The sequence below is a fragment of the Pseudactinotalea suaedae genome, from assembly GCF_009733815.1.
GTDB lineage: Bacteria > Actinomycetota > Actinomycetes > Actinomycetales > Beutenbergiaceae > Pseudactinotalea > Pseudactinotalea suaedae.
Genome location: NZ_WNXY01000003.1, coordinates 294,533 through 312,519, shown reverse-complemented (window position 1 = coordinate 312,519; position 17,987 = coordinate 294,533). Strand labels below are relative to the sequence as shown.

Here is a 17,987-nt window from a genome sequence, read left to right as displayed (position 1 = left end):
CGGCCCGGTTTCACCGCACTTTCGTCACGGCCCGTTCCAGCAGCACCAGCACCTCGGCGTGATGGTTGTGCGGGAACATGTCGAACAGACGGGCCCGCACCGGGCGCAGGCTGGGCATCTCCGCGAGGTCCCGCGCAAGCGTGGTCGGGTTGCAGCTGGAGTAGAGGACGTGCCGAGCGTGCGAGGCGTCGAGCCTCGCGGCCAGGTCGCCGATCCCGCGCCGCGGTGGGTTGACGACGACCAGGTCGGCGTCCAGGTGCTCGACGGCGGTCGCGTCGCCCACCTCGAAACGGACCGAGGTGCCCCGCCGCGCCGCGGCCACCCGGGCGCCGTCGACCGCCTCCGCGCTGACCTCGACCCCGACGACCTCGCGATCCGGACCCGCCAGATGCAGCGCGAACCCGCCGACGCCGCAGTACAGGTCGGCCACGCTGCGCGGTGACGCCTCCGACGCCCAGGCGGCCGCCTGCCGGTAGAGCGCCGCCGCGACGGCGGTGTTGGTCTGGAAGAACCCGCCAGGACGCAGCAGCAGGTCGATCTCGTTCGTCCTCATCGTGAGCAGCTGTTTCTCGGTGAACGGGATCTCGGTCTCACCCTCGGTCAAGGCCACGTGGGTGGGAAGCAGGTTCGCGCTGATCACGACGGCGTTCGGCAGCTTCTCTCGTAGCCAGTCCAGGTGCTTGCGCAGCCGGGGCAGCGCCTCGGTCGACCGCAGCACGAACCTGATCATCAGCTCGCCCGCCGGGGATCCCGTGACCAGGATGAGCTTGAGCTCGCCGCGGCGATCGGGCACCGAGTACGGCGTGAGCCCGGCTCTCGTCACCATCTCCCGCAGCACCGGCATGGCGGTCACCACCGGTCGTTCGTGCAGCGGGCACGCCGCGAGGTCGATCCCGAGCCCGCCTGGGCCGAGGATCCCGAGCGTCGGCTGCTCGACCGTGCCGGCGACGACCATCTTCGCCTTGTTCCGGAAGCCCGCCTCGGCGCTCGGGAACGCAGGCGCCCACTCCATCGGCCCGAGGGCTTCGCTCACGACACGTTGTTTGGTCGCCAGCTGCTCGGGGTAGGGGATCTCGATCCGGGTGGCGGAGCAGCAGCGCCCGGCGTCCATGTAGGAGCAATGCATCGACGCTCAGCCTGACACGTCGCCCGCGGTCGGACGCATCGCCGGTATTGGCGTGGCCTCCCGGAGGGTGCGGATGCTTGGGTGAGCGCATGACCCTCACCGTTCGGCCTCTCGACGTCGCCTCCGATCACGTGATCGCCCAGTACAACCTCCTGAACGAGGCCGCGGACGCCGACCTGTTCGGTGGCGTCGAGCGCTACACGGTCGAGCAGACGCGAGCGCGGCTGCAGCCGAGTCCGTTCTGGGACCTCGAGCACTGGGTCGCGGTGGACGGTCAGGATCGCGTCGTCGGGTACGGCGGGCTCTCGATGCCGCTGAGCGACAACCTCGACACCGTGCACGTGGATCTCGTGGTGCATCCCGAGGAGCGCGGCCACGGCGTGGCCACCGCGCTGCTGGCCGAGGCGCTGATCCCGGCCATCCGCGCCTCCGGCCGCACGCTGATCAGCGGCTACGGCGCAATCCCCGCCGACGGCGACCCCGACGACCCGCAGCTTCCCGTCAACCGCATCGCCGCAGCCGTCGGTGTCAGTCGCAAGAACGTGGCGGTGTGCCGCGTCCTCGACCTGCCGCTCGCGGGCTCGCTGCTCGACGAGCTCGCGGCCCGGGCCGCTGAGAAGCTCGGCGACTACCGCGTGATCTTCTTCGACGACACCGTCCCCGAGGAGCACCTGCCCGCGTACGGCGCCCTGCTGCGCCAGCTCGAGCTCGACGAGCCCGACGAGGACGTCGAGCACGAGGCGCCCGAGTACACGCCCGAACGGATCCGCATCGCCGAGCAACGACGCCGCGACGCCGGCAAGCGAAGCCTCATCGCCGTCGCGGTCGCTCCCGACGGCACCTTCGCCGGCAACAGCGCCGTCGAGTTCCACACCGGTGAGGGCACCACGATCGGCTGGCAGGAGAACACGCTCGTGATGCCCGACCACCGCGGTCACCGCCTGGGGCTGGCGCTCAAGGTGGAGACCCACCGGCAGCTGTCCGAGGCGGCACCGGGGCTGCGTTCGATCATCACCTGGAACTCGCACGTCAACCCGTGGATGATCGCGATCAACGAGCAGCTCGGCTACCGGGTCGCCCATCGCGAGGTGGCGTACCAGGGCCGCCCCGAGCTCTGAGCGCGCGCTCCTCAGCCTCCCAGAGCGGCGTCGAACAGCTGGTTCGCGGCGTTCTCGAACGTCTCCCGCATGTCGCCCTCCTCGTAGCCGGCGGCCACGTGTGCCGCGGCGAGCCCGGCGCCGAGCCGCAACGAGGCCAGGTCGTCGCGATCGAGGTCCTTCGGCGGCGGCCACGGCCAGCGGCGCGGCCAGCCGGTACCGCACCAGTCCTCGATGTCCGCCAGGAACGAGCGGCTGCCGCCCTCGCCGTGGCCGATCGCCGATGCCGCCATCAGGGCGAGCTGGCCGTATCCGACCGCGGTGTAGGAGACGGCCGGCCGGCCGCCGTCGACCGGTGGCAGCGGCTGCGGGTTGAGGGCCGCGATCACCGCTGGGCTGAGCCCGAGAGGGCCACCCCCGACGACCTCCCAGACCCGGCTGTTGATGTGAGCCAGGAATCCCAGCCGATCGCCGTGGGCGAGGGCTCGGACCAGCTCGGTGGCGTTCGCCATGATGGCCTCCAGCAGTTGCGGACGCACCCGATGTGCATCACACCCGGCAAGAGGCGCGCGGGGTCACGGCGATACACGCCCCTGCGCCGCCGGGTACGCGCGAGGGACCGGGCGGACTGCCGGGATGCGCAGCGTCGAGCACGGCCAGCCCGTCGGACCCGCCGTGCCGGGGTGGGAGCCCAGGCCCGTCCCACAGTCCACCGGCACGCTGGGCGGTGGAGCACGATCGAGCCGCTCGCTCTCGAGCACACCGACGAGCTGTTCCCCGAGATCGCCGGTCCTGGCCACGAGGCGCTGTGGACGCACCTGTCCGACGGTCTTGCGATGCGCTCAACGCGCCCTCCGAGCGACTCGGCTTCACCTACGAGGGGACGTTCCGCCGTCACGTCGTGACCAAGGGCAGGTCCCGCGACACCGCGTGGTTCGCGATGACGCTCGACGACTGGCCCCGCATCCGCGACGCGCACGACGCCTGGCTCGCCCCGGCGAACTTCGACCACGGCCGGCAGCGCCGTCACCTGGCCGACGTGCTCGTTGCGTCCTGACACGGAGGACCCGGCGCCGGTGCAACAGATCCGTCGCCCGATCGGCTCATCGGCGCTCACACCGGCCGATTCGGCCGTCTGGAGACGGTTTCGTTGCAGCCTGCGGCTACGGGCGTGAGCGGCGCGCCTCGACGAACGCAGCCACGCACTGCTCGATCTGCTCGGATGAGTGGGCGGCGGACAGCTGCACCCGGATCCGGGCCTTCCCGCGCGGCACCACCGGGAACGAGAACGCGGTGACGAACACCCCCAGCTCGAGCATCCGCGCGGCGACCGCGGAGGCGAGCACGGCGTCACCGAACATCACGGGGACGATCGCGTGCTCGCCGTCGAGCAGATCGAAACCCTCCTCGGTCATGCGGCGGCGGAACAGCGCGGCGTTGGCGAGCAGTCGCTCCCGCAGCTCGTCGGCGTCGCGCACGAGGTCGAGCGCGCGCAGCGTCGCCGCCACGATCGAGGGCGCCAGCGAGTTGGAGAACAGGTACGGCCGGCCGCGCTGCCGCAGCAGGTCGACGATCTCCCGCCGTCCGCTGACGTACCCGCCGGAGGCACCGCCGAGGGCCTTGCCGAACGTGCCGGTCCAGATGTCGATGCGGTCGCTGACCCCGAAGTGCTCGGGTGTCCCGGCGCCCGTGGCGCCCATGAACCCGACGGCGTGGCTGTCGTCGACCATGACGAGCGCGCCGTGCTCCTCGGCCGCGTCGCAGATCTCGGGCAACGGTGCGAGGTAGCCGTCCATGGAGAACACGCCGTCGGTGACGACCACGACCCGGCGCGCTCCGCCGTCGCGGGCCGCCTGGAGCTGGGCACGCAGGTCGGCGACGTCCCGGTTGCGGTACCGGAACCGCGCCGCCTTGCTCAGCCGGACGCCGGCGATGATCGAGGCGTGGTTGAGCTCGTCCGAGACGATGGCGTCCTGCGGGCCGAAGAGCGGCTCGAAGACGGCCGCGTTGGCGTCGAAGCAGGACGAGAAGAGGATCGTCGCCTCGGTCCCGAGAAAGTCTGACAATCGGTTCTCGAGCTCCAGGTGGGTGTCCTGGGTGCCGCAGATGAACCGCACCGAGGCCATGCCGAAGCCGTGGCTGTCGAGGGCCCCCTTGGCCGCTGCGATCAGCTCGTCGTGGTTCGCGAGCCCCAGGTAGTTGTTGGCGCAGAAGTTGAGGACCTCGCGCTGCGGCTGCCCGGAGAGCGCCGCCCGGATCTGCGCGCCCTGCGGCGTGGTGATCTCCCGCTCGGGCTTCTCCAGCCCCGAGGACCGGATCTCGGCCAGCTCGGTGGCCAGGTCGTCCTTGATCGCGTACATCGGAACCTCCTGGGTGGGGGGCAGAGGTGGGTGGAGATCTAGAGCCGGGTCCAGTCGAGCAGGACCTTCCCGCTGCTGGCGCTCGCGGCCAGCTCGAAGGCGCGTTCCCAGTCGTGCGCCGGGATCACGTCGGTGATGACGCCCTCGATCGTGGACCTCAGCGTCGGGCTGGTCGAGAGCATCGCCGTCATCGCGTTCCAGGTCTCGAACATCTCGCGGCCGTAGATGCCCTGCAGCGTCAGCATGTGGGTCACCACCACGGCCCAGTCGATGTCGATGGACCCGCTGGGCAGCCCGAGCAGCGCGATCCGGCCACCGTGGTTCATGTTCCGGATCACCTCCGGCAGCGCGCTCGGGTGCCCGGACATCTCGAGGGCGACGTCGAAGCCCTCCTTGAGCCCGAGGGCTCGCTGCGCCTCGGCGATCGTCGAGCTCGTCACGTCCACCGCGAGGTCGACGGCGCCGGTGCGCTCGGCCAGCCTGAGTCGTGGTTCCGAGACGTCGGTGATCGCGACGTAGCGCGCGCCGGCGTGCCGGACCACGGCGGCCGCCATCAGGCCGATCGGACCGGCACCGGTGATCAGCACGTCCTCACCGGTCACCGGGAACTTGAGCGCCGTGTGCACCGCGTTGCCGAAGGGGTCGAAGACCGCGCCGAGCTCGGGGGTGATGAGCGAGGTGTCGCCCTCGTGGCCGTGCACCCAGACGTTCTCCTGCGGGATGACGACCCGCTCGGCGAACGCGCCGTCACGGTTCACGCCCACCCCGCTGGTGTGGATGCACATCTGGCGGCGACCGGCGCGGCAGTTGCGGCAGATCCCGCACACCACGTGGCCCTCGCCGGAGACACGGTCCCCGATCCGCACGTCGCGCACGGCGCTGCCGACGGCGACCACCTCGCCGTAGAACTCGTGCCCCGGCACCATCGGCGGGCGGAGCGTGCCCTCGGCCCAGCCGTCCCACCGCAGGATGTGCAGGTCGGTCCCGCAGATGCCCGTGGTGAGGACCTGCACGGTGACGTCGGCCGGGCCCGCGACTGGTTCGGGTACCTCGGTGAGCTCCAGGCCTGCGTGCGGACCTGACTTCAGCAGTGCCTTCACGGCGCCGACGCTACCCGGTCCGTCCGAGTGGTGAGACGCGGGGCGAGGGTGCGCGCCGCCGTCGGGCTCTCAGAAGCCCAGGCCACGCGCGACGGAGCGGATCTCGTCGGCGCTGGCACGCAGGCCGGCGACCTCGCGGTCGGTCATCGGCACGTGCAGCTGCCGCTCGATCCCGCCGGCACCGACGACCGAGGGGATCGACAGGCAGACATCCTCGATGCCGAGGTGACCGTCGACCATGGTCGAGACCGGGAGCACGCGGTGCTCGTCGCGCAGCACGGCCTCGATGATCCGGCCGGCCGAGACGCCGATCGCGTAGCTCGTGGCGCCCTTGCCGCTGATGATCTCGTAGGCGGCGTGCACCACGTCGTGCGCCATCTGGTCCCGCTCGGCCTCCTCGATCAGGTCGGTCACCGGGATCGCGCCCACGCTGGCGCTGCTCCACAGCGGGATCTCGCTGTCGCCGTGCTCCCCGACGATGTAGGCGTGCACGTTCTGCACCGCCACACCGCAGCGGGAGGCGATCAGACCACGCAGCCGCGCCGAGTCCAGCACCGTCCCCGAGCCGAACAGCTGGTGCGGCGGCAGCCCGGTGAGCTTCTGCGCGACGTAGGTGATCACGTCCACCGGGTTGGTGACCATGATGATGATCGCGTCCGGTGCCACGGCGACCAGCTGCGGCATCAGGGTCCGCATCAGCGACGTGGTGGAGGCGGCGAGGTCGAGGCGCGTCTGGCCGGGCTGTTGCTTGGCGCCGGCGGTGACCGCGATGACATCGGCGCCGGCACAGATGCCGATGTCGTCCGAGCCCGAGACGTGGGCGGCGGGGACGAACTGCAGGCTCTGCTGCAGGTCGAGCGCCTCGGCGCGCACCTTGGCGGCGTTGACGTCGTAGAGCACGACCGACCGCGACAGGCCCTGGATCACGGCGGCGTAGGCGAGCGTCGCGCCCACCGACCCCGCGCCGACGACGGCGAGCTTGGTCCCTCTGCTGCTGGAGATCACGCGGCCATGCTGGCAGGTCCCGCGGGATCTGTCAGCGTTCGCCTCTCCTGCCCGGTGCTCAGGGCCAGCTGGTGGCGCTCGCCTCGAAGGCGTCGGGGTTCTGGACCGGCACCACGCAGAAGAGCAGGCCGCCCGGATCCTGCAGGATCGCGTGGCTCTCGCGGCGCTCGACGATCGTGGCACCCAGCGCCGTGACCCTGGCCAGCTCGGCCTCGACGTCGTCGGTCTCGATGTCGAGGTGCACGCGCGGCGGCGTGCCCGGACCCGTGCGCTGCAGCGCCAGCTCGACGCCGCCCGGGAGGTGCCGGAGCTCCTCGTAGGGTGACTCCGCCGTCGGGCACTTGTCCGGCCGCGGGGAGGCGTGCGCGGCGGCCCAGAACTCGGCGGCGACCTCGTAGCTCTCACCCGGGTGGTCGATGAGGACGACCCCGATCCTGCTTCGATGCATGCCCTCCACAGTAGGGGCGCCCACAAACCGATTGCCCCGGTCCCGGGTACGGACCACACTGCCGAGATGACGTCACGGATCTCGCACACCAGCATCGACTGCCGCAACGCCTACCAGCTCTCCGAGTGGTGGAAGCAGGTGCTGGACTACGTCGACGTCGTGGGTGACCCGAACGAGCCCGGCCACGACGAGTGCATGATCCTCGCCCGCGACGGCAGCCACCACATCCTGTTCATCGAGGTGCCCGAGGCCAAGAGCGTCAAGAACCGGATCCACTTCGACCTGCGATCGACCGACCTGACGCAGCAGGAGGAGGCCGACCGGCTGCGTGCGATCGGCGCCACGGAGGTCGCCGACCGGCGAGGGCAGTACGGCCCTGGTACCGGGTGGGTGACGATGGCCGATCCCGAGGGGAACGAGTTCTGCGTGCTGAGCAGCGACGCCGAGCAGGCAGCAGAGGGACGCTAGGCCCCGGGTCCCGCGAGGGTGGGCCCGGGAGGTTCGGCTCCCGCGGCCTAGGCTGATGGCGTGAGCGAGATCCACGAGCTGTCCGCACGCGGCCTCGCTGCCGCGATCCGTTCCGGTGAGACCTCGCCGAGCGAGGTGCTCGCGCACACGCTGGAGCGAGCGACCCGGATCGGTCCGAAGGTCGGCGCGTTCGTGAGGCTCGCCCCCGAGCTCGCGCAGCAGCAGGCCGACGACGCCACCGCCCGGCTCGCCGCCGGTGATCCCGCCCCCATGCTCGGGGTCCCGCTGCCGATCAAGGACCTCACCATGGTGGCGGGTGTCGAGATGAACGCCGGCAGCGCCGCGATGCGCGGCTTCGTGCCGGACGTCGACGACGGCGTGGTCACGCGGTTCCGCGAGGCCGGCACGCTGATGGTCGGCAAGACGACCACCCCGGAGATGGGTCTGCCGCCCTACACCGAGCCCGACATCGCGCCGCCGGCGCGCACCCCTTGGGACCTCACGCGCTCGGCGGGCGGCTCCTCGGGCGGCGCGGCCGCCGCTGTCGCAGCCGGCATCGTGCCGATCGCGCACGGCAGCGACGGCGGCGGATCGATCCGGATCCCGGCCGCGGCGTGCGGGTTGGTCGGGCTGAAGCCGAGTCGTGGCCGGGTCAGCACCGGACCGATCGGGGTCGACGGCGCAGCCCTGGCGGTGACCGGGGTCCTCACCCGGGATGTGCGCGACACCGCGGTCGCCCTCGACGTGCTCGCAGGCGGCTGGCCGGGCGACGACCGCTGGCTGCCCGCGCCGGCGGCGGGATCGTTCCTGGCGGCGTGCGACGCCGAGGTGGAGCCGCTGCGGATCGGTGTGCTGACCACCCCGATCATCACGCCCGAGGCTCCGGTCCACGCCGAGGCGCTGACCGCCGTCGACACGGCGATCCGCCTGCTCGAGGCCGCTGGGCACTCGGTGAGCGAGGCACCCGTGCCGTTCCCCGCCGAGCGCTGGCTGCCCTTCATCGACGTGTGGTCGGTGATGGCGGCGAGCGCGCCGCTCCCGCCTGAGGCCGACCCGCTGCTGGTGCCGTTGACGCGGTGGATGCGCGAGCGCGGTCGCGGCGTGGACGGCGTCACCTACGCCAAAGCGATCGCCTCCGGTCAGCGGTTGCAGCGCGACGCCGCCCGCGCGTGGGCCGATGTCGACGTCGTCCTCAGCCCCACGCTCGCGCAACCGCCGCCGCGGATCGGCGCGATGCGCGACGACGCCGACCCCGAGGGCGACTTCTGGGCCCAGTGCGCGTTCACGCCGTGGACCTCGACGTGGAACATCCTCGGCGCGCCCGCCATCTCGCTGCCGCTGCACCACGCGCCGGCCGAGGCCGGCGGTCCGTCGCTGCCGTGGGGCGTCATGCTCGGGGCACGGACAGGGCGTGAAGACCTGCTGCTCGGGCTGGCGGCTGCGCTCGAGACGGCGGCTCCGTGGCCACTGGTGCCGCCGGCCGCCTGACACCGGCGCGGCTGTCGGTGCCCCGACCTACCGTTCCCTGCACGTGGAAGGACCATCTGCAAAGGAGCGAGCATGGCAACCGATCGGTACCTGCGGTCGATGCTGGAGAAGGTCGAGAAGTTCGGATGGGGGCTGGTGCACGTCGGCGAGTCCTGCAGCGAACCCGGCTGCGAGAACGAGCACGAGGGGGAGGAGCCGCCCTTCACCTACACGGTCGGGCTGGCCGGGTGGGGACATCCCGAGCTGCTCGTGCACGGGCTGACGGCCGCCGAGGCCGAACCGCTGCTCAACGACCTCGGCGAGCGGATCAAGCGCGGCCAGTCGTTCGTGCACGGGCAGGCGCTGGGCTGCGAGCACTGCGAGGCGGAGCTGATGTTCACGCGGGTGCTCGACACCTCCGATCTGGTCGTGCTGGGCCAGCTGTACGCGGATGAGTGCCAGGCACTCCAAGTCGTGTGGCAGGACTGGCAGCACCGCTACCCCTGGGACAAGGGCTACAACCGTTGGCGGTTCCCGCAGCAGCTCGCGGGCCTGCCGCCGATGGAGCTGCGAGTCTGACTCGAGCGTCGCCCGCCGCCTGCGAGGAGTGGGGTCACGTGCGCGTCGGCGACGTGGCCCGCCGGAGGTCGAGATCGACGGGCGCGTCGCGGTCGCACGCCAGCACGCCATCGCGCACGTGCAGCGCCGCCACCTGCACGTCGGTGACGTGCTCGATCGGGATGTCGGGGTGCGGTGAGTCCGCCTGGTCCGCCTCGGTGCTGCCCGGCCCGCTGCGGTGGGTGAAGTAGAAGATCCAGGCCAGCTCACCGCCCGTGGCGCTGGTGCCGACCACGACATCCGCGTGGTGACCGAGGCCCGCGTCCCAGGGGCGTGCGCCCGGCTGGTCGAGGATCAGGCCCTGCCGCTGCCAGCTGTGCAGGTCGCTCGAGCGGTGCACGCCCAGCCCACGCCACTCGTCGGTGATCATCCAGAACCAGCCGCCCAGGGCGAACACGTTCGGGCCCTCGTGCGAGGGCGCCCCCACCGCTAGCGAGGACTCGCCCCAGGTGAACAGATCGGGGGAGTCGGCGCACCAGGTGGTCGAGTCGTGCGCCTCGTCCTTGAACCACATCCGGTAGCCCCCGCGGGGGAGCGGGTAGACGCACGCGTCGATCACGCGGTCCGAGGAGAGCGGGACCTCGCCGAGGTGCTCCCAGGTCTCGAGGTCGTCCGAGACGTGGTGCAGGATCGTGCGGGCGTGGCCCTCCCACCGGTCCGGGACGCCGCGGATGTAGCTGACGAACATGTGGAAACGGCCCTCGGCCCAGAGCACCTCGGGTGCCCACAGGGTGTTGCGGCCCGGATGCGGGTCGACGCCGTCGAGCACGCCGCAGTACTCCCAGGTGAGCCCGCCGTCGGTCGAGGCGGCGACCCCGATGTCGGTCCCGTGCACCCACTGCACACCGGGGCCGCGATCGCCCGCACGGCGTTGCGTGTAGAACATCCGCCACTCGCCGTCCGGCGCGCGCACCAGCGTCGGGTCGGTCGGTGCGTGGTGGACCGGGTCCGTGTACAGCGGCGCGGGTGGTTCGCGTCCGGTGATGCGGCTCATCGCCGTCAGGCTAGTCGTCGGCCGACCCGGGAGGCCACGGCCCGACGGCGGGCCCGCGCCGCGCTCGTGAGCTCGCCCTCGCTTCTCTGGCGAGGGCGCTTCCGCGGAAGCGTGTGCAGTCCGCACATCGGGAGCACCGCTGTGGAACCCTGGGACGACGGCATCGCGCCGTCGAGGACACCTGGAGGCACCGATGGCGGGATCCAGCAGAGCGACGATCGTTCGTGCGGCGCTCGCAGTCGTGGCGGTGGCAGCGCTCGCGCTGGTGGTGACGGTGGTGGTCGGCCTCCGGACGCGCAACCGCGCCGTGCTCCGAGCCATGCACCGGATCCAGCGCGACCGGATCAATCCGCGGGTGCTCGAGTCGGCAGGCCGGCCCGGAGCGCCGTACGCGATCGTCCGCCACACCGGTCGGGTGAGCGGCCGCAGCTATGAGACACCTGTCGGCGCTGTCGTGACCGAGGAGGGCGTGGCGATCACACTGCCCTACGGCACGGAGCCCGACTGGGTGCGCAACGTCCTCGCTGCGGGGCGGGCGACCATCGTGGTCGAGGGTGACGAGCGCGAGGTCACCGACCCCGCGGTGCTGCCGCTGGGCGAGACGGCGCTCGCCTCCACGAGCGGCCCGCTCGCGACGTTGCTGGGGGTCACCTCAGCGCTCGTCCTGCGCTTCGCGGACGGCGGGGCCGAGGCCTGAACGGCGTCAGCGCTTGACGCGGCCGTCCTTGCCGACGCGGATCTCGACGACGTCGTCGTAGACACGGCGTTCGGTGCGCTGCACGCGGTAGTCGCTGCCCAGCACGGGGAACACGTGCACCGGGGTCAGCGTGACCGACGCACCGCCGCGTCGGCGCCGCTCGACCTCCACCTGCAGGTGTCCGTAGTGCTTGCCGCCACGGCGCAGCACCCGGGTGCCACGGACGTCGCCCCAGACCTCGCGCTCGTCGCGGTCGGCGGTCCACTGCCGGTAGGGGTTGTAGCTCAGCAGCTCTGAGCCCGGGCCGGCCACCCGGCGCTCGCCGCGCAGACCGTCCCCCGCCACACCGACGTCGTAGTACTGCACGCCCACACCGTCGCCGTCGAGATCGACGAAGCTGCGCTCGAACAGCTCGCTGTGCCCGCAGATCACGGCGACGACGCCGTACCGCTCGGCCATCTCGTGGTACTGCCGCATCGGGGTGCCGCCCTGCCCGGAGGTGTCGACGTGGTACATCGGCAGCCCGTGCTCGCCGCTGCTGAACGGCGAGTGGTGCCACTGCATGAAGATGATCTGACCACGACGCCGCGCGTCGGCCAGCTGCCGCTCGGCCCAGCGCCACTGCACGCTGCCCGGGTTGAAGTCGGACAGATCGGTGCCACCGGCCGCGGCGTACTCGGCGGCGGTGAAGTTGTTCTGGGTGTCGGTGCCGGGACCGCGGTACTCCCGGCCGGTCGCCGGGTCGTCGGCGTAGTTCTCGGTGTCGTCGTCCGGCTCGCCGTTGTTGGAGTCGAGCGTGATGACCGTGACCGGGCCGTAGTCGACGCGGTAGTAGTTGCCGCGGTGCGCGGGCGTCCCGTTGTCGGGGCCGTCGAAGTACGCGTGGTACTTGGCGCGCGACCGGACCACGTTCGAACGGTCCTCTGGCGTGCCGTAGCCGCCGTTGACCGTGCCCCCGAAGCTCTCCCAGTTGCCGAGCGCGGGGAGCACCGGGGTGCGGGACAGCCGCGACCCCGCTTCGCCCGCGTTGCAGCGGAACCACTCGTCCCATCCCGGCTGGTAGCCGCCTCCCTGGACGAGGTCGCCGGGGAACATGAGGAAGTCGGGCTTGGCGGCGTCGACCACGGCGAGGTTGGCCCGGTAGCCCTCGTCCTCGGTGAGCGGGTACCGCAGCACCGGCGCACCGTTGAGGGTCGTGGTGCCGAACACCGCGTCCCAGGCCGAACCCGGCTCGGCAGAGGGCCGGTCGGCGTCGGCTCCCTCACCCGGCGCCCACTCCCGTCGCGTGACGCGCCCTCGCGGCTCGGTCTCGTGGTCCGACATCGCGATGAAGGTGACGCGCTCCCAGTCCTTCGTCGACGGCGCGGTGCGGAACCGTGCGCGGTAGGCGCGCCTGCCCTCGCCGACGGTGTAGGAGTACTCCGAGTCCGGGCGCAGGCCGGTCAGCTCGAGGCGGTGCTTGACGTTGCCGTCGGACAAGATCCACGAGCCCTGCTCGAGACCGGGGATCTCCTCGGTGCGCTCGGCGTCGGTGTACGTCAGCACCGGGTCTTCCGTGCCCCGCACCGTGATGCGCTTGCCGCCGCGCAGCCCTGGGCCGGTGACCGTGACCGTCGTGCGGGTGCTGCTGTAGGTGAACCAGGTGAGCGACATCGACGTCGCCGACGGAGCCTGCAGGTACGGCAGCACCCGCAGGTCGAGGCGTCGCCCGCCGTGGCCGCCTTCCGCCGGTGCGGGGCCGGCCGCGGCAGCGGGGATGGCTCCGAAGGCCGTCGGGACCAACCCGGCGGCGACGGCGCCGCCCAGGACAGCGCGACGGCTGACGGGACGAGAGAGGCAGGGCTCGGCCATGAGATCGCCAACCTTCGGTCAGGCACAGCTGTGTGCGTCGAACTCGCGAACGTAGCACGAGGCCGCCGACGACTCACCGAGGTTGGTGAACGAGGCCGCGGAGTGCTCGATCTGCCGTGCGTGAGCGATACCGCGCGCTCAGCGTCCGATCGCCGCCAGGGCGCCACCTGTCGCGGAGAGCAGGTCCTCGGGGGCCAGCTCGAGATCCAGCCCGCGCTTCCCGCCGGAGACGAGGATCGTCGCGAACCCGGCGGCGCTGTCGTCGAGCACGGTCGGGAGCGCTCGCTTCTGACCGATCGGGCTGATCCCACCGACCACGTAGCCGGTCACCCGCTCCGCCACCTTCGGGTCGGCCATGCTCGCCCGCTTCACGCCGACAGCGGCCGCGATCGCCTTGAGGTCGAGCTGCCGGTCGACCGGGACGATGCCGACCGCCAACCCTCCGCCGTCGAGGTCGACCAGCAGGGTCTTGAACACCCGCTCGGGGGCGACGCCGAGCAGCTCGGCCGCCTCCAGCCCGTACGACGCCGCAGCAGGGTCGTGCTCGTAGGTCCGTGCCTCATAGGTGATGCCGGCGGCGTCGAGCGCCATCGTTGCGGGCGTGCCGCCGCTCTGCCGACGCGCCATCAGCGTTCCTGGTCCGACCGGTCGAAGATCTCGTCGACCCGCTTGGCCGGACCGCCGGCGGAACGATCCCGACCGACCCGGGCTCCGCCGTCGTCGTCCCGCGCACGGCGGCTGCGACCCCACCACCAGGCCGCCGACGCACCGATCCCGGCGACGCCGGTGATCACGAGCAACCACACCGGCACCCGCGACAGCCACGAGGTCGGTCCCACCGACGAGACCGCGAGCATCGTCGCATCGGGGCTGCTCTGGTCGAGATCCCATGTGACGGTGCGGCCCTCGAGTGCTCCGTTGTGCTCGGTGACGTCCTCGGGCAGCGTGACCGAGATGCGCGCGGACCACGGCGGACCGGCCGGGGCCTCGGCGTCGTCCTCCGTCGGGTCGAGGACCGCGAGGTCGCCGCGCAGCACGTAGCGATCGCCCTCGCGGGTGATCGACAGCGCGCCGTCGGTGGCCAGGCTCAGCCGCTCGATCGGGACCTCGTCGAAGGTCAGCGTGGTGCCGGTGTACCCCTCGACGACATACGGCTCCCCGGTCAGGCCGCTCCCGGGGTTGGCGGCGATCTCCTCGGAGATCGCCGCAGCCAGCGCGGCCGGGTCCTCGCCGTGCGCGATCGCCCACTCGTCCGAGATCGCCACGACCATCGTCCCCGAGATCGTGTCCGGTGCCGCCGCGGCGGTCCCGTTGATCGTCAGGTCGCCGTCGAGCCGGACGCACCCGGCCAGCACCAGGAGCCCGACGGCGGCGCTCACCACCGCGCGCAGGGCCAGGTTCGTCCGGGTCGCCGTGGTCACCCCGGCACCCTACGACGTGGGTCTCCGCTCAACCCCAGCCGCCCAGGCCTTCTCAGCGCCGAGATCGGTGATGCACGGCGAGATCGGTGCGTGCGATCACCGATCTCGCCGTCGATCACCGATCTCGGCGACCAGGGAAGGCGAGGGGGAGGGCGACGTACGCTCCCGGACATGACTGGTGACACATCACGACCCGTGGCGCTCCTCACCGGCGTCGGTCGCCCGGAGAGCATCGGCGCCGGGATCGCGCGCCGGCTCGCGGCGACGCACGACCTCGCGCTGGTGTATCTGCCGGCGTACGACGAACGCGTGCACGGTGCAGCCGGTGACCTCGATGCGGTGCGGTCCGAGCTGGAGTCGCTGGGTGCCGACGTCACGATGATCGAGTGCGACCTGGCGGACGCCCAGGCGGCGGCCTCGGTGATGGGAAGGGTGCCGCGGCCGGCGTCGGTGCTCGTGCTGTCCCACTGCGAGAGCGTCGACTCCTCGATCCTGGACACCACCGTCGAGAGCTTCGACCGGCACTACGCAGTGAACGTCAGGGCGACGTGGCTGTTGATCCGTGACTTCGCGCTGCAGGCACCGGGGTACGGCCGGATCGTCGGGCTCACCAGCGACCACGTGGTGCACAACCTGCCCTACGGCGCCACCAAGGGAGCGCTCGACCGCGTCGTCCTCGCTGCGGCCCGCGAGCTGAGTGATCGTCGGATCACCTCGAACGTCGTCAACCCCGGCCCCGTCGACACCGGCTGGATGACCGAGGAGATCCGCGAGTCCGGCAGGCAGCAGACGCCGGCCGGTCGACTCGGCACGCCCGACGACGTGGCGGCCGTGGTCGCCTTCCTCTGCTCGGACGAGGGCGGCTGGATCAACGGCCAGCTCATCCACGCCGACGGCGGCTTCTCCGCCTGACCCCGGCCGCTCGACCCCCGCCTCCGGGGTCGTCTCGGTCCACCGGGTGGACCGAGAGCACCCCATAGCGCTTTCCGCAGCGGTGAGGGGAGGGGGCTGTGCGGGGAGAGAGCGGGCTGTGCGGGGGCTGAGCGGGGGGTGTGCGGGGGGTATGCGTGGGTGTGGCTGTGCGGGGGAGGGATGCGCGGGGGCAGGGGCGCGCGGGCGGGTCAGTCGGTGGGGGCGAGGAGCTGGTGCTGGGCGAGCTCGCGGTACAGGGGCGAGGTGGCCAGCAGCTCGGTGTGGGTGCCGATCGCGGCGACCCTGCCGCTCTCGAGGACCACGATCTGGTCGGAGTCGACCACCGTCGAGAGGCGGTGCGCGATGACGAGCAGGGTGCGACCGGTGGCCACCTCGTCGATCGCCGCGCGCAACTGCGCCTCGTTGCGGCTGTCCAGGCTCGACGTCGACTCGTCGAGCAGCAGCAGCGCCGGCGCGGTCAGCAGAGCGCGCGCGATCGCGAGCCGCTGGCGCTCGCCGCCCGAGAGCATCACGCCGTGCTCGCCGACGGGTGCGTCCAACCCGGCGGGGGAGCGCGTGAGGAGCTCGGCGAGGTTCACCTGGGCGAGCACCGCACGCATCTGCTCCTCGGTGGCCTCGGGCGAGCCGAGCCGCAGGTTGTCGGCGAGCGAGCCGGCCAGCACCGGTGCGTCCTGCTCCACGTATCCGATGCCGGAGCGCAGATCGGTGCGCGAGATGTCTCGCACGTCCACGCCGCCGGCCAGCACCCGGCCGTCGGTCGGGTCGTAGAACCGCTCCACCAGCGCGAAAGCGGTCGACTTGCCCGCCCCGGACGGCCCGACCAGCGCGGTGCGCGAGCCGCGAGGGACCACGAACGAGACGCCGTCGAGCACCGGGGGAGCGCCGCCGTCGCCCGCGGGGTAGCGGAACGAGACCCGCTCGAACGCGATGGCCGGCGCGGCGTCGGCCGGCGTCGCCGAGGTGACCACGTCGTCGTCGGACTCGACCGGCAGCCGCACGATCTCCTGGATCCTGCCGAGCGCTCCGAGCGCCTGGCTGACGGCGGACATCGCGCCGATGATCTGCGCGAGCGGCATCACCAGCAGGAACAGGAACATGAGGAACCCGACCAGCGCGGCGATCGAGAGGTCGCCGGCCGCCACGCGCGCACCGCCGACACCGAGCACCACGAGGAACGCGACCTGCAGAGCGACGCCCGCGATCGGCACCACGAGCGCCGAGACCCGCGCGACCCGGATGCCGGCTCGGTAGGCGCCCTCGGTGCGCTCGTCGATGACCGCCGCCTCGCGGTCACCGGCGTTCGCGGCGCGGATCGTCCGCACCCCCGAGATCGCGCGTTCCAGTGCCGAGGACAGCGCGCCCACCTGCGCCTGCGCCTGCGCGCTCGCCCGCGTCAGCATCGGCATCACGGCGCCGGCGAGCCCGAAGGCCAGCACCACCACGCCGAGGGTGAGCCCGAACAGCAGCGGGTCGATGACGATCATCGCGATCACCGCACCGACGAACGTGAGGAAGCCGCCGACGGACTCCACCAGGCCTTGCGTGAGCACGGCACGCAGCAGCGTGGTGTCGCTGCCGACCCGGCTGACCAGGTCGCCCGTGCGGCGCGTGTCGAAGGTCGAGATCGGCAGGTGCAGGATGCGCGCGACCAGGCGTCGGCGGCTCAGCCGCACCACCTGCTCGCCCATCACCTGCAGCAGGTAGTGCTGGTAGCCCGCAAGCACCGCGTCGGCGACCACGAGCCCGACCAGCAGCCACGGCAGCCAGCCGAGCTCCGCGGCGGACTGCACCCGGTCGATCACCTGCTGGACCAGCAGCGGTTGCGCGAGCGAGGTCGCCGCACCCAGGACCGAGAGCACGATCGCCGCGATCAGCAGGCCACGCTTGACCACCAGGTAGGGCAGCAGCTCGCGCAGCGAGGCGCGCGGGCCGTCGTCGGCCTCCCGACGGCGTCCGAACGGGCTCCGGGACCGGCGTGCGGCGCCCGGGTCGGTCAGGCTGGACCGGTCCGGGCCGGTCGCGGCGCTCGGGCCGGCCTCCGGGGGCGTGGTCGGGGATGTCGTCATGGTCCGGTGTCAGCCGTTTCCTGCGTCGGGCGTGGTGTGGATCGACCCCGCGGGTCGTGGTGGAGGCAGCAGGTGAGCTCGCGCGAGGACGCGAGGTTCACCTGCGACCGTACTTCTTGTGGACGGCCTGCTTGCTGACGTCGAGCGCGGCCGCGATCTGCTGCCATGAGCAGCCCTGCTGCCGGGCTTTCCGGACGAGCTCGGCCTCGCGGCGCTCGATCTCGGCCACCTGGGTCCGCCGCTGACTGGTCAGCCCGATCAGCTCCTCGATCACCTCGAAGGAGCCGCCGCCACCGGCCTCACCGACCGCCGTCCTGACCATGGTGTCAATGTAGG

The 17,987-nt window shown here is 72.0% G+C and carries 19 protein-coding genes; 7 read left to right on the top strand and 12 right to left on the bottom strand.

What is annotated here, in order from left to right; all coding sequences use genetic code 11:
• Positions 1 to 10: 10 nt before the first annotated feature.
• Positions 11 to 1,126, bottom strand: coding sequence for a methyltransferase domain-containing protein (locus GPA04_RS07000; protein ID WP_156223354.1), 1,116 nt, complete (start codon positions 1,124 to 1,126; stop codon positions 11 to 13).
• 89 nt (positions 1,127 to 1,215) lie between these two features.
• On the opposite strand from GPA04_RS07000, the gene GPA04_RS06995 reads away from it, so the two are divergent.
• Positions 1,216 to 2,244 (top strand): GNAT family N-acetyltransferase, encoded by a 1,029-nt coding sequence (locus GPA04_RS06995; protein ID WP_156223353.1) that lies wholly within the window; start codon positions 1,216 to 1,218, stop codon positions 2,242 to 2,244.
• Positions 2,245 to 2,255: 11 nt separating this feature from the next.
• Here the strand turns inward: GPA04_RS06995 and GPA04_RS06990 are convergent, their stop codons facing one another.
• Entirely contained in the window at positions 2,256 to 2,762 is a 507-nt protein-coding gene (locus tag GPA04_RS06990; protein WP_156223352.1) for a hypothetical protein, read from the bottom strand.
• Positions 2,763 to 3,031: 269 nt separating this feature from the next.
• Here GPA04_RS06990 and GPA04_RS21315 point away from each other — a divergent pair, with 269 nt between their 5' ends.
• A complete protein-coding gene (locus GPA04_RS21315; RefSeq protein WP_241680648.1) occupies positions 3,032 to 3,280 on the top strand; it encodes a GNAT family N-acetyltransferase in 249 nt (82 codons plus the stop codon).
• A gap of 106 nt (positions 3,281 to 3,386) precedes the next feature.
• On the opposite strand, the gene GPA04_RS06980 is transcribed toward GPA04_RS21315, so the two are convergent.
• The 4 genes from GPA04_RS06980 to GPA04_RS20985 all read right to left on the bottom strand — a co-directional run bounded on the left by GPA04_RS06980 (position 3,387) and on the right by GPA04_RS20985 (position 7,136).
• Positions 3,387 to 4,583 carry a glycine C-acetyltransferase gene (locus GPA04_RS06980; RefSeq protein WP_156223351.1) on the bottom strand — a complete coding sequence of 399 codons (1,197 nt, stop codon included), beginning with the start codon at positions 4,581 to 4,583 and terminating at the stop codon, positions 3,387 to 3,389.
• Positions 4,584 to 4,621: 38 nt separating this feature from the next.
• Positions 4,622 to 5,683 carry an L-threonine 3-dehydrogenase gene (gene tdh, locus GPA04_RS06975; protein ID WP_156223350.1) on the bottom strand — a complete coding sequence of 354 codons (1,062 nt, stop codon included), beginning with the start codon at positions 5,681 to 5,683 and terminating at the stop codon, positions 4,622 to 4,624.
• 69 nt (positions 5,684 to 5,752) lie between these two features.
• A complete protein-coding gene (locus GPA04_RS20990) occupies positions 5,753 to 6,688 on the bottom strand; it encodes an L-lactate dehydrogenase (protein ID WP_194238931.1) in 936 nt (311 codons plus the stop codon).
• Positions 6,689 to 6,746: 58 nt separating this feature from the next.
• Positions 6,747 to 7,136, bottom strand: a complete 390-nt coding sequence (locus tag GPA04_RS20985; protein WP_162458541.1) for a VOC family protein — start codon at positions 7,134 to 7,136, stop codon at positions 6,747 to 6,749.
• Between the two features lie 66 nt (positions 7,137 to 7,202).
• On the opposite strand from GPA04_RS20985, the gene GPA04_RS06965 reads away from it, so the two are divergent.
• The 3 genes from GPA04_RS06965 to GPA04_RS06955 all read left to right on the top strand — a co-directional run bounded on the left by GPA04_RS06965 (position 7,203) and on the right by GPA04_RS06955 (position 9,650).
• Positions 7,203 to 7,604, top strand: coding sequence for a VOC family protein (locus GPA04_RS06965; protein ID WP_156223348.1), 402 nt, complete (start codon positions 7,203 to 7,205; stop codon positions 7,602 to 7,604).
• A gap of 60 nt (positions 7,605 to 7,664) precedes the next feature.
• Positions 7,665 to 9,092, top strand: coding sequence for an amidase (locus GPA04_RS06960; protein ID WP_156223347.1), 1,428 nt, complete (start codon positions 7,665 to 7,667; stop codon positions 9,090 to 9,092).
• Positions 9,093 to 9,164: 72 nt separating this feature from the next.
• On the top strand, positions 9,165 to 9,650 hold the full coding sequence (locus GPA04_RS06955) for a DUF4262 domain-containing protein (protein WP_156223346.1): 486 nt from the start codon (positions 9,165 to 9,167) through the stop codon (positions 9,648 to 9,650).
• A gap of 34 nt (positions 9,651 to 9,684) precedes the next feature.
• Here GPA04_RS06955 and GPA04_RS06950 read toward each other — a convergent pair whose 3' ends face one another.
• Positions 9,685 to 10,683, bottom strand: coding sequence for a glycoside hydrolase family protein (locus GPA04_RS06950; RefSeq protein WP_156223345.1), 999 nt, complete (start codon positions 10,681 to 10,683; stop codon positions 9,685 to 9,687).
• A gap of 193 nt (positions 10,684 to 10,876) precedes the next feature.
• On the opposite strand from GPA04_RS06950, the gene GPA04_RS06945 reads away from it, so the two are divergent.
• Positions 10,877 to 11,380 carry a nitroreductase family deazaflavin-dependent oxidoreductase gene (locus GPA04_RS06945; RefSeq protein WP_156223344.1) on the top strand — a complete coding sequence of 168 codons (504 nt, stop codon included), beginning with the start codon at positions 10,877 to 10,879 and terminating at the stop codon, positions 11,378 to 11,380.
• A 6-nt stretch (positions 11,381 to 11,386) separates the two neighbouring features.
• Here the strand turns inward: GPA04_RS06945 and GPA04_RS06940 are convergent, their stop codons facing one another.
• The 3 genes from GPA04_RS06940 to GPA04_RS06930 form a co-directional block, all read right to left on the bottom strand.
• A complete protein-coding gene (locus GPA04_RS06940) occupies positions 11,387 to 13,231 on the bottom strand; it encodes a metallophosphoesterase family protein (protein ID WP_156223343.1) in 1,845 nt (614 codons plus the stop codon).
• Positions 13,232 to 13,369: 138 nt separating this feature from the next.
• The gene (gene ybaK / locus GPA04_RS06935) at positions 13,370 to 13,858 is read right to left on the bottom strand and encodes a Cys-tRNA(Pro) deacylase (RefSeq protein ID WP_156223342.1); all 489 of its coding nucleotides are present in this window, start codon (positions 13,856 to 13,858) and stop codon (positions 13,370 to 13,372) included.
• A complete protein-coding gene (locus GPA04_RS06930; protein ID WP_156223341.1) occupies positions 13,858 to 14,652 on the bottom strand; it encodes an LppM family (lipo)protein in 795 nt (264 codons plus the stop codon). Before GPA04_RS06930 ends, ybaK begins: the two co-directional genes overlap by 1 nt.
• A 171-nt stretch (positions 14,653 to 14,823) precedes the next feature.
• Between GPA04_RS06930 and GPA04_RS06925 the strand changes: the two genes are divergently transcribed.
• Positions 14,824 to 15,564, top strand: a complete 741-nt coding sequence (locus GPA04_RS06925) for an SDR family oxidoreductase (protein ID WP_156223340.1) — start codon at positions 14,824 to 14,826, stop codon at positions 15,562 to 15,564.
• Between the two features lie 209 nt (positions 15,565 to 15,773).
• Here the strand turns inward: GPA04_RS06925 and GPA04_RS06920 are convergent, their stop codons facing one another.
• Both GPA04_RS06920 and GPA04_RS06915 read right to left on the bottom strand, forming a co-directional pair.
• A complete protein-coding gene (locus tag GPA04_RS06920) occupies positions 15,774 to 17,651 on the bottom strand; it encodes an ABC transporter ATP-binding protein (protein ID WP_156223339.1) in 1,878 nt (625 codons plus the stop codon).
• A gap of 97 nt (positions 17,652 to 17,748) precedes the next feature.
• Entirely contained in the window at positions 17,749 to 17,973 is a 225-nt protein-coding gene (locus GPA04_RS06915) for an AsnC family protein (RefSeq protein ID WP_156223338.1), read from the bottom strand.
• Positions 17,974 to 17,987 lie beyond the last annotated feature (14 nt).